Origin of the sequence: Pseudoalteromonas sp. SIMBA_162, from assembly GCF_046535955.1 — a bacterium.
Classification (GTDB): domain Bacteria; phylum Pseudomonadota; class Gammaproteobacteria; order Enterobacterales; family Alteromonadaceae; genus Pseudoalteromonas; species Pseudoalteromonas marina.
In genome coordinates, this window is sequence record NZ_JAWJBQ010000013.1 from 65,893 (window position 1) to 77,882 (window position 11,990).

General features: G+C 40.3%; 8 protein-coding genes. 7 read left to right on the plus strand and 1 reads right to left on the minus strand.

Annotation, left to right across the window (positions count from 1 at the left end):
* Nucleotides 1-203 precede the first annotated feature (203 nt).
* The 5 genes from R0J88_RS11170 (at nucleotide 204) to R0J88_RS11190 (ending at nucleotide 9,283) form a co-directional block, all read left to right on the plus strand.
* On the plus strand, nucleotides 204-2,984 hold the full coding sequence (locus R0J88_RS11170) for a TonB-dependent receptor (protein WP_010557670.1): 2,781 nt from the start codon (nucleotides 204-206) through the stop codon (nucleotides 2,982-2,984).
* Nucleotides 2,985-3,065: 81 nt separating this feature from the next.
* Nucleotides 3,066-4,607, plus strand: coding sequence for a tryptophan halogenase family protein (locus R0J88_RS11175; protein WP_058429997.1), 1,542 nt, complete (start codon nucleotides 3,066-3,068; stop codon nucleotides 4,605-4,607).
* A 22-nt stretch (nucleotides 4,608-4,629) separates the two neighbouring features.
* The gene (locus tag R0J88_RS11180) at nucleotides 4,630-5,379 is read left to right on the plus strand and encodes a SapC family protein (protein WP_410899925.1); all 750 of its coding nucleotides are present in this window, start codon (nucleotides 4,630-4,632) and stop codon (nucleotides 5,377-5,379) included.
* Nucleotides 5,380-5,381: 2 nt separating this feature from the next.
* Nucleotides 5,382-6,845: an SLC5 family protein gene (locus R0J88_RS11185; RefSeq protein WP_058429999.1), complete on the plus strand. Its 1,464-nt coding sequence runs from the start codon at nucleotides 5,382-5,384 to the stop codon at nucleotides 6,843-6,845.
* A gap of 305 nt (nucleotides 6,846-7,150) precedes the next feature.
* Entirely contained in the window at nucleotides 7,151-9,283 is a 2,133-nt protein-coding gene (locus R0J88_RS11190) for an alpha-galactosidase (protein ID WP_410899926.1), read from the plus strand.
* Nucleotides 9,284-9,344: 61 nt separating this feature from the next.
* Here the strand turns inward: R0J88_RS11190 and R0J88_RS11195 are convergent, their stop codons facing one another.
* A complete protein-coding gene (locus R0J88_RS11195) occupies nucleotides 9,345-10,046 on the minus strand; it encodes a FadR/GntR family transcriptional regulator (RefSeq protein WP_010557675.1) in 702 nt (233 codons plus the stop codon).
* 197 nt (nucleotides 10,047-10,243) lie between these two features.
* On the opposite strand from R0J88_RS11195, the gene R0J88_RS11200 reads away from it, so the two are divergent.
* Nucleotides 10,244-11,002, plus strand: a complete 759-nt coding sequence (locus R0J88_RS11200; protein ID WP_010557676.1) for an SDR family NAD(P)-dependent oxidoreductase — start codon at nucleotides 10,244-10,246, stop codon at nucleotides 11,000-11,002.
* Between the two features lie 3 nt (nucleotides 11,003-11,005).
* Complete coding sequence (locus R0J88_RS11205) at nucleotides 11,006-11,947, plus strand: 2-dehydro-3-deoxygalactonokinase (RefSeq protein ID WP_033018828.1); 942 nt, start codon at nucleotides 11,006-11,008, stop codon at nucleotides 11,945-11,947.
* Nucleotides 11,948-11,990 lie beyond the last annotated feature (43 nt).

Below are 11,990 nucleotides of genomic sequence, written 5' to 3' on the forward strand. Positions count from 1 at the left end.
ACACCTTAATTTGATTTTAATGTTAATTAAAAGAAAACAAAAAGAAAACCAATAGTAATGAAGTGATACGTATTATTAAGGAAAAGGTTGCACTTTTGCTTTGTTTAAAGTATTTATAATATAAATAGTATTTGAAATAATTTTGAAGCTATTCAATCAACATAACGACAAAATAACTACACACAATCAGGAGTTTTTAAAAAATGATAATTAACAATAAGTTATCGTTCAACAAGAAAACCGCACTCAGTTTAGCTATCGCTGGTGTACTGGCAAGCGGCCATGTTGCAGCTCAAGAGGCAGAGGGAGCTACAGCAGAAAAAGATATCGAAGTCATTGAAGTACGCGGCTTAATAAGTAGCCTTAAGCGTTCTTTTTCTGATAAGAAAGAAGCGCTCATCGTTTCTGATGGTATTTCGGCGGAAGATCTTGGTAAATTTCCTGATCAAAACGTAGCAGAGTCACTACAACGTATTACAGGTGTTGCTATTGACCGAAGCGGTGGTGAAGGTCAGCTTATATCTGTGCGTGGTTTTGGCCCTCAGTTTAACCTAGTTACTGTTAATGGCCGTCAAATGGCGTCGGAAAGAGCTGGCCGTGAGTTTAGCTTCGACACACTTGCTTCAGAGCTAATTTCAGGTGCAGATATCTACAAAACATCAAATGCTGCTAATCAAGAAGGTGGTATTGGTTCATACATTAATTTAAATACAGCTAAGCCTTTTGATTTGGACGGTTTCAAAGCTGTGGGTAATGTAAAAGCAACTTACGACAGCTTATCTGAAAGCACAACCCCTGCATTTTCAGGTCTCATAAGTGACACCTTTATGGAAGATAAATTAGGCGTACTAGCCTCTTTATCAGTACAAAAGCGTGATGCACAAATTAACCAAGCTGATACACGTGGCTTTTACCGTGTCGATCGTATCCAAACAAATGACTTTGATGCTGCTGCAGGCACAGGTAAAGAAGCATTTAATGTATGGGTACCACGTAATTTAGATTTAACATCAAACGTTGAAGACCGCACACGCACAAGTGGTACACTGGTATTTCAATACGCTGCTAGCGATGATCTAACTTTAACGTTTGACGGTATTTATTCAAAATTTGAAGTTGAGTCTCAAGTAAGTAACTATGCAAACTGGTTTACTCCAGGTAACTTCCGTGATTTTCAGGTAGATCCATCAACAGAAACAGTAACTTATTGGTCACACAATGCGTTTGACGATCCAAATGGTGGTGGTTCAGGTGCAACTGACTTTGTTCAACAAGGTTTAGACCGCAATGTTAAAATTCAATCTTTTGGCTTTAATGCTGATTGGAAATTAACAGATCAATTAAAAGTAGATATTGATATTTCTACTTCTAAAGCTGAAGATTTAAGTGGCGATCAAAGTCGTGTTTTCACCGTAATGGGTTACGCAAACGGTTATACATATGACTTCACTGGTGGTGGTGATTTACCGGGGTTATCTTCTGATGGAATTAACGGCCCATTCACTCAAGCAGACTCAAGTAAACTTCGTGCTCACTACGTAGAGCGTGGAGGTGATGAACGAACAGATGAAATCACAGAAATGCGTGCAGATTTCACCTATACACCAAATAGCGAAACGTTTACTCAGTTACGCTACGGTGTGTATACACAAGATAGAACAAAAGAAGCTAAAGTATTCCAATCGCCAAGCTTACCAAATTGTTTCTACTGTGGTTACGGTCTAGATGTTCCAGATGACTTAGCATATCTAGTTACACCAAATGGTTGGTTTAATGGTATTCCATCATCATTCTTTGGTTACAACGTAGATGATTACTTATCGTACCTAGAATCTGATGCCGCTATTTCTGGTCAGTCAGCCAACCGCGGTGATGATGCAGATGCAAATATTGCAGCGTTTGCAGCGTTAAATGGTTATACGCCGGTTGAGTTAGGTACAAGTTTTGAAATAGAAGAAGAAATATTTTCTGCTTATGCTGACTTTGTATTCCAAGGTGATTTAGGTGATATACCATGGACTGTAAATGTTGGTGTTCGCTACAGTGAAACTACAACTACAGCATCGGGTAACCAGGCTACATTAGTTGATATTGCTCAAAACCCACTAGACGGTACAATCCTTGACCAAGTTTACATTGAAGATGCAAACGGCCAACGAGCTTCTGTTCCAATTACGCTTAAAAACTCTTACACCAACTTACTTCCTAGCTTAAACGCTAAGTTTGAAGTTGAAGATGATATGTTGTTACGTTTTGCTTACTCAGAAACGATTACTCGTCCGACATTAGAAGCAATGCGTCCAGTTACAAATATAGGCACAACCCGTCCAGATATTTTACTGGCGAGCGGTGGTAACCCTAATTTGACTCCATTCCTATCAACAAACTGGGATATGTCATACGAGTGGTACTATGATGATGCAAGCGCCGTATCTTTTGGTATTTTCAGCAAAGATGTTGAAGGCTTTATCACAGTAACACCGGCTACAGAGTCTTTCTCTTTAGCAAGTGGAAGCTATGATTTTGAAGTAAGTCGTCCACGTAATGGTGCGACTGCACAAGTTGAAGGTCTAGAAATGGCCTGGACTCACACGTTTGAAAATGGTTTTGGTTTCCAAGCAAATGCAACTATTGTTAATAGTGATAGTGAAGATGGCTTTCAGTTAGAAGGATTAGGTGATTCACAAAACTTAATTGGTTTCTATGAAAAAGACGGTTTCCAAGCTCGTATTGCTTACAATAACCGTGAATCGTTTTTACAAACTCTTCGTAACGGTGATACTGGTGAGCCTGAGTACGTAGATACTTATGGACAGTGGGATATTAGCGCCAGTTATGACATAAACGACAACCTTACAGTTATTCTTGAAGGTATCAATATTACTGATGAGTACACGTCTAAACACGGTAGCTTAGCAAGTCACTTTACTGAACAAGTTCGTTCAGGTTCTCGCTATGCACTAGGTATTCGAGGCTCGTTCTAGTCAGGTTATGATGTAAGTTTAAAGGGGGGATTTACCCCCCTTTTTTCTTAAAGTTTAACATGCAATGAAAAGGTAAACGCTTTGTCTGGTGTTATTAATCGAATTATTGTCCTGGGTGGTGGTACAGCAGGGTGGATAACTGCAGGCATTCTTGCAAAGAAACACGCTAGCAATCTATCCAACCAAGGCATTAAAGTTACCCTAATTGAATCGCCTGAAATTTCAGTAGTTGGCGTTGGTGAGGGGACATGGCCAACGATGCGTAAAACATTATCGCAGTTGGGAATTTCAGAAACGCAATTTATGCGTGAATGCGGAGCTACTTTCAAACAAGCTAGTAAGTTTGTTAACTGGGTAAATGCAAAAGATGATGTCTATTATCACCCGTTTACAGAACCACAAGGGTTTAATAAAGTTGATCCAGCACCTTACTGGCAGTCTGTAGTTGAGCCTACTTGCTCGTTTTCTGAAGCCGTCAGCTTTCAGCAATATTTATGTGAACAGGGTTTAGCCCCGAAAACTATTGCGAATAAAGAGTACGAAGTGATAGCTAATTATGGCTACCATTTAGATGCGGCAAAGTTTATCGCTTTATTACGAAAGCACTGTATTAGTGAACTTGGTGTTGAGCACATTAGCGATACCGTTGATCGTATTGAGCAAGCTCCATGTGGTGATATCAGTTGTTTACAGACCAAAGAACATGGCGCACAACTAGCTGACTTATTTGTAGACTGCTCAGGTATGCGAAGTTTGTTGCTTGGTGAAACTCTAAAAGTTCCGTTTGTTCCATGCGATGATGTTTTTTTAGCTGATACGGCCATAGCCACTCAAGTTCCTTATATCAATGAAAATGACCCTATTGCTTGTCATACTATTTCAACAGCTCAAGAGGCGGGTTGGATATGGGATATTGGCTTACAAGAACGTCGTGGTGTTGGTTATGTGTATTCGAGTAAACATTGTTCAGAAGAACAAGCTCGCAAAACACTTGCGAATTACATTGGCTTGGAAGAGGTAAAAACAGCTAAAAAAATAAATTTCAAACCAGGGCATCGAAAAATTTTCTGGAAGAATAATTGTGTTGCTGTTGGCTTAGCTGCAGGTTTTTTAGAACCACTAGAGGCATCAGCGCTCATGCTTATTGAAGCGTCTGCAAATTATATCGCGGATCAATTGCCTCCAAATAAAGAATTGATGCCTATTACTGCAAAACGTTTTAATGCGATCATGTTGAAAAAGTGGCGCGGTGTAATTGATTTTCTTAAGTTGCATTATGCTTTGAGTGAGCGTACTGAACCGTTTTGGCTTGAGCATCGCGATACACAGAGTATTCCTAATTCTTTGCAAGAGTTATTGTCTATTTGGCGTTATAGCTCCCCAAGCGAGTATGACTTTACTGATAATGTAGAAGCATTTAGTGCTGCTAGCTATCAGTACATCTTATATGGTGTTGGGTTTAAGTCTGACTTTAGTCAAATGGAACATATTTATAATCAAGGTGAGTTAGCAAAAAAACAGCTACAGATGACAAAAATACGTATAGATCAGCTGAAATATAATTTGCCCACTCACAGAGATCTTATTAATAAAGTAAATTCATTGGGTTTTGCAAAACTGTAATTCCCTTTGATGAGAGATAAACATGTCTAACTATGTACTACTTGATCCTGCAAAACATCAGGATATAAAAATAAAACCACATAGCAATTTCGGCTTTTCAAAAAATCAGCACCACGCATCATTAGTTGTTCATGAGTTTGGCGCAGCTGCGAGTAGCTTTCCTGTTGTTTATATGAAAGAGCCAACTCAAGGGCAATTTCGCGCTGTCGGATTGCTTGGTTTAGTCGCTGGCCATAATGTGTTCTTCACAGAACAAGAGTGGCTAGCAGTTCATGTTCCTTCAGCGTTTTTAAGAGCCCCATTTGAGTTAGGGCCAGATCCAGAAAAAGATAAAACACTCACTATTTACATAAATGAACAAAGCGACTATGTGAATAATTCACAGGGCGAAGCTTTATTTCAAAATGGCGAACCGAGCCAATTTTTGCATCAAGTTCAAGATAAAATGAGTGAGTATTATCAGCAGGAACAGGTTTCACATGAATTTACCCAAAAGTTACTCTCTTTGAGCTTACTTAAAGAAATAGAATTGGTTATTAATTTTAGTGATGGAAAGAAAAAACGAGTAAAAGGCATCTACACAATCGACGAAGAAGCCCTAAGAAAATTGCCAGACACTGATATTGTTGAGCTTAATAAACAAAATTACTTATTACCTATCCATGCAATGTTATCGTCGCTAGTTCAAGTTAACCGCTTAATTAAACACCATAACCATTGCTCAGAAAATACGATATTAGGTGTGCAAATGCGCGCTAATGCAGGAGAGTAAAAATGTCTGATAGTATGATCCAAGTGTTAGTTTTTGCTATTGTAACGGGCCTAATTGGTTTATTTACATACTTAAAATGCCGCGATCAGGGGCGTAGTGAGCAAACTCAAAATAAAGAATATTTTTTAGCAGGAGGCGGTTTAACTTGGATATTTGTTGCAGGCTCAATCACGCTTACTAATTTAAGTACAGACCAGTTAGTTGGCATGAATGGGAACCAAATGGCTTTATTAGTTTGGTGGGAGCTTGCGGCGATTATAGGTCTAATATTATTGGCTAAAGTGTTTATTCCTGTTTATTACAAATATAACTGCACAACAACCACTGAGTTATTAGAAAAGCGCTACAACAATAAGCATATCCGTGCCGTTATTGGTAGTTTGTTTTTTACAGGAAATGCATTAATTTATATGCCTGCGGTTATTTACTCGGGTTCGCTATTTATGCAAACCATGTTTAAAGTTGATATACCATTAATGTACATAGCAACCGCTTTTGCTATTGTAGGCGCCATTTATGCCTTTTTTGGTGGGCTACGTGCAGTTGCGGTGTCAGATACATACAACGGGCTACTCGTGCTAGGTATGGCAATACTAGTCGTGTTCTTAGCGCTTAACGCAATTGATTACGACTTTAGCGGTATCCCACAAGAGCGCTTAACGTTAATTGGCGGGCCTGATTCGCCTATCCCTTGGCCAACGCTACTGACTGGTATGATATTCATTCAGATGTTTTACTGGGGAACTAATCAAACGATTACACAGCGCGCTATGGCAGCACCTAATGTCAAAGAGGCGCAAAAAGGGATATTTGCGGCAGCAGGTATTCGCCTTTTGATTGTTCCGGCAATCGTGGTGCTACCTGGTATTATTTCTTACAAGTTGTATGGCGATATTGGTGATGCCGCATACGGACGAATTGTTGGCGATGTAATGCCTACATGGTTAACAGGTGTGTTTGCCGCAGCAATGGCTGCAGCAGTGCTTTCAACTTATAACAGTTTACTAAACTCATCTACGGCATTATATGTGTGTGATATTCACGAAGCATATTTTAATAAAGAACCAAGTGTTGTAAAGCTAAGTGGTTATGTCACATTATTATTAACTAGTTTGACGCTGGTGCTTGTACCTATTTACCAGCAAGCTGACAGCATTATTAACTTACTACAGCAGCTAAACGGCTTACTAAGTATGCCTATATTCTCAATTTTTGTAGTGGGCTTGTTGTTTAAAAATGTAGATGCACGAGCGGGTATTGCCGCTGTAATTTTAGGTGTTGTTATGTATGGCATGCTGACATTTGAAAGCTCACCTCTTCACACTACTATTCACTATATTCATTTAATGCCAGTGACGTTGTTTGTGTGTGTGGCATTTGCATTAACTGTGAATAAAGTCGTGTTTGGATTAAACGCGCAATGGGCGGGTAAATCTTCAGCAATTGACGACACAGTAAAACAATAAACGTTAACTAACCGACGTTAATATAATCGGCCAAAGTATAGCTTTGGCCGATTTTTTATTTTAAACAATGTGATTATCACTATAGTTAACCATCAAATGAAACCTAAGTGGTATATCCAGTGGTTTTATCTCAGTATTTGCGATAGAAAAACTATTAAAACTAAATTTATATGATATATACTATTATTGATGTTCGCCATCTAGCAGGTTGTGCCTGAACACTTTAGAGATCGCGTTAACGCCTATCGCTAACATCATCTCGGTATATTAATAACTCACACAATGAATAAGAGGATAGGAAAATCATGGCCAACACTAAATCATTTTATCGATTAGACAGTGTAAACAGCACCGTTATTTTCAACTGCCAAAGTAAAACACCTGCGTTACTGTATTTTGGTAAACGCCTATCAGAGCAAACAACTGAGTTGATGCTTGCTCAGCTTGCTACCCGTCAAGAGGTAAAATGTGCCTCAGTTGAAGAAGCGCCTATTTCTCTTTCTCCACTTTTAGGTGAGGGCTTTACTGGTGCACCTGGCCTTGAGCTTGTAAACGACTCTATTGCTTGGTCTGTAGGGCCAATGTTAAAAGAGGTTCGTCAGCCATCATCATCAACGCTTGAGTTTGTAAGTGAAGATACATTACGTGGAATTGAAGTCGTTCATAGTATTACGCTTGATAACAATACCAATGTGTTAAGCGCGCATACGGTATTAACTAATTTAAGTGATTCTCCACTAAGCGTTAATTTTTGTGCAGCACCCACATTTCAGCTACCCGATAGCGTTAACAAAATTGTAAGTTTTGAAGGGCGTTGGTCAAACGAATTTCAACGTCAATCTGTCGATTTAGTACTAGGTAGCTTTGTACGTGAAAACCGTAAAGGTAAAACATCGCACGACGTATTCCCTGGTTTATTAGTTCATTGCGAAGGCGCAGGCGAGCAACACGGTGAGTGCTATGGCTTTCATTTAGGATGGAGTGGTAACAACAAGTTACGCGCTGAACTACTACCAGAAGGGCGCCGTTATGTGCAAATGGGTGAGTTATTATTACCGGGCGAGCTAACCCTTGCTAAAGGCCAAACGTATCAGAGCCCACGTATTTATGGCTCGTTTTCGAGCGACGGCTTTAGCGCGCTTTCGCGTAATTTTCATCAGTTTGTTAAGGCTAATTTACTTAGCCAAGCACAGCGCGAAAAAACACGCCCGGTGCATTACAACACGTGGGAAGGTATTTATTTTGACCACGATGTAGATACGCTTAAGCAGTTAGCCAATAAAGTCGCACCATTAGGTATTGAGCGTTTTGTTCTGGACGATGGTTGGTTTAAAGGTCGCCGCGGTGATTTTGCAGGCTTAGGTGATTGGACAGTTGATTACGAAATTTACCCAGATGGTTTATCGCCAGTCATTGATCATGTAAATAGCTTAGGTATGGAATTTGGTATTTGGTTTGAACCAGAAATGGTTAACCCAGATAGCGACTTATACCGCGCTCACCCTGATTGGGTCTTAGGCTCAGAAAATAACGAGCAACTGAGCTTTAGAAACCAGCTTGTGCTTGATTTAACGCGCACTGAGGTGGTTGAATATTTATACAAAGCCATTGACGATATTTTGGTTGAGTACCCAACAATTAAGTATATTAAATGGGATATGAACCGCGATATTAACCATGCGGGTAACTTTGATGGTAAGCCTGCGGTACATCAGCAAACACTGGCACTTTATCGCTTAATCGATCGCATTAAAGCGGCGCACCCAGGCCTTGAAATAGAAAGCTGTTCTTCAGGTGGTGCACGTGTAGATTATGGTGTGCTTGAACACACAGACCGTGTATGGACGTCAGACTCTAACGATGCGCTTGACCGTCTTGAAATTCAACGTGGTTGTTCGTTCTTCTTCCCATCGTCGGTTATGGGGGCACACGTAGGCCCACGTGATTGTCATATTACAGGGCGTAATGTGAGCATTGAAATGCGTGCTGCGGTATCCATGTTTGGCCACATGGGAATTGAAATGGATCCACGTGAACTCACCGATCACGAATACAATGCGCTTAAAGCGGCTATTGCGCTGCATAAAGAGCACCGTGACTTTATTCATGCTGCCGATTTATACCGCCTAGATAGCGACGATTTATCTATTAACTTTGGTTTAATCGACGAGCAAAAATCAAAAGCGTTATTTGCGTATAACAGCGTGCGCGAAACACCGCGTACTGCGCCTAATAAGCTTCGTTTTGTTGGTTTGGATGCAGATACACAGTACACACTTAATTTAGTGTGGCCTGTTAAGTTTGAAGAATACCGCCCTTCGTCTATTGCCGCCGTCAACGGGCAAACCTTTACGGGTGAAGCGTTAATGGAATTTGGCCTACAAATGCCAATTTCATTCCCGCAAACATCACTTATTTTTGAGCTTACTAAAGCTTAAAATATTAAGCAGTAAAAAGGGAGCTAAGTAGCTCCCTTTTTTAATGATATTTTTTTAGTCATCAATCGAGTTTAGATTCGATGAGCTCTAGCGCTTCTTCTAAAATTGTTTCGACCGCTTTTTTAGCGCGCTCGGGGTTCCCTGATTTAATTGTGTCTAAAATATCAGCGTGTTTAGTTACGTCAGCGCCTGGTACACCTTTAATATGGTTAGTGTAACGAATACTTACTCTAAGAGCTGTACTAATAAACTCAGTCAGCTGTACAAAAAATCGGTTGTTACTGGCTACTAAAATGCTGGTATGGAAAGCGATGTCGGCTTCTAACGGATCGTCTAACCCTTCATCGGCATCAGCCATGCGCGCAAGTGCGTTATCAATTTCTGCAAGCTGCTCTGGCGTAGCGCTTATTGCGGCTAACGCGGCTGCTTGTGGTTCAAGTGCAACACGTACTTGGGTAAATTCTTTTAATAAGGATAGTGACGGTTTACTGCTTAAAATCCAACGAAGCACGTCGGTATCAAACATATTCCAACTGCTTTCTGGTAATACACGAATACCTTGCTTTGGACGCGATGAAATAAGCCCTTTAGCAGAGAGCATTTTTACTGCCTCGCGCGTTGCACTGCGGCTTACATTGTACTTAATGCATAAATCAGCTTCCGATGGTAACCCTTCGCTTACAGGATACACGCCCCGCACTATTGCAAACCCTAAATCATGGGTTAGTTGGTGAGTTAAGTTTTGGCGAGGTTGAGTTTTCATCGTGCGAATTTCCGAGTTCATTATTGCTTAATTATATATCATATATCATATTAATGTACGTAAGGATATGGTATAAACTTTTAAATCGCTAATTATTTTAACACAGCAATAACAACTTGGTTTGGCTCTTTTTCTCTAAGTAATCGTTTTTAAAGGGTTTAAGTTGAACTGAAAACATGCTGCAAGGAAATTTAATTTTGAACACTCAAGCTCAATATCACAGTCTTTCTGGCAAGGTTATTTTTATCACTGGTGGTGCGTCAGGCATTGGCAGAGCCATGGTTGAGTCGTTTGTTAAACAGCAAGCCAAAGTAGCATTTATTGATATAGATGATGAAGCGGCGCAAGCACTCATTAGCGATTTACCCGATGCTAATTTATGGTACAGGCAAGTTGATGTCACTGATTCGAACGATTTGCAAAAGTCACTGGTCGATGCGTGTGCTGCCCTTGGTAGCGTAAATGTACTTGTAAATAATGTGGCAAACGACCGTCGTCAAGCCAGTGAAGACGTGACGGTTAAAGATTGGGACCAGTGTTTACAAATTAATTTAAATCCTGCTTTTTTTGCCTCTCAAGTGGCTATGTCGTTTATGCAGCAAGAAGGTGCTGGCAGTATTATTAATTTTAGCTCTATCAATGCCATTATGGGCCAACCGCAAATGGCAGGTTATGTAACCGCCAAAGCGGGTTTAATAGGTATGACCAAAGCACTCGCTCGTGACTATGGTGAGTTTGGTATTCGCGTTAATGCCATATTACCAGGCTGGGTTGCAACCGAGCGTCAATTAGCAAGCTGGTTCACCGAGGAAGAGCAAGTCAAATGGATGGAAGCTATGGCGCTTAAAAAATTAGTAACGCCAGACGACGTCGCTAATTTAGCGCTTTTCTTAGCCGCCGATGAAAGCAGTATGATCACCGGGCAAGGCATTAAAATTGACGGTGGGAGACTTTAAAGTTTGACTACTTCAACTTTGTTTATAGCCGTTGACTGGGGCACAAGTCATTTACGTGCTTACTTGTGTAAAGTAGGTGAGGGCAGTGAGTTAACGCTAATTGAACAACGTGACGGGCCTGGCGTTGTAAAAGTTAATCAACACTTTCAACAAACACTCATTCACGCAATTACACCTTGGACAGCGCAATATGGTGTACTACCTATTTATATTGCAGGCCAAATTACATCAACGATTGGCTGGCATGAAACCCCTTATCTAGAGTGCCCAATTAACCCTGAAGGCTTGCTTGATGCTGCTGTTAGCTTTGAATGTGAAGGGCACACCATTAATGCTTTACCAGGCACAAAATGCACGTTACAAAACACGCTAATTGATGTCATGCGAGGTGAAGAATTACAAATACTGGGTTTTTTAAAACAAAACGAGCAGTATCAAACGGGTAAAGTTTTACTGTGTTTACCTGGCACACATACCAAGTGGGTACTAATTAACAATGGTAAAATAATATGTTTTAAAACCGCTATGACCGGTGAGTTATACGACCTGTTATGTCATCAAAGCGTATTAATTCCTGATGATTGCGCTGAAGGTGAATTTGATTGGCAAGCGTTTGAACAAGGCTGCGATTTAACTTTGGGCAGTGATAGCGGTAACTTAGCGCATGGCATTTTTAGTGTAAGAACACGCCAATTGTCCAAAGAACTAACCCCAGTTCAAGCTAAAGCATACCTATCGGGCGTGCTAATAGGCAGTGATGTACGCGCAGCACGTTATGCAAGTGAATGGCAACTACTTAGCAACACACAGGTTGTGGTTATTGGTACTAAGCAACTTAACACGTGTTTTACCAAGGCGCTTACAAAAATAGGGGTACAGTGTAGTGAGTTTGATATTAAATCGGCAACGCTTAGTGGGTTTAACTATTTATACCAGTCGGCATAATAGTTAATAATAAAAACCCCTTTATAGCTTGTTAACCATAAAG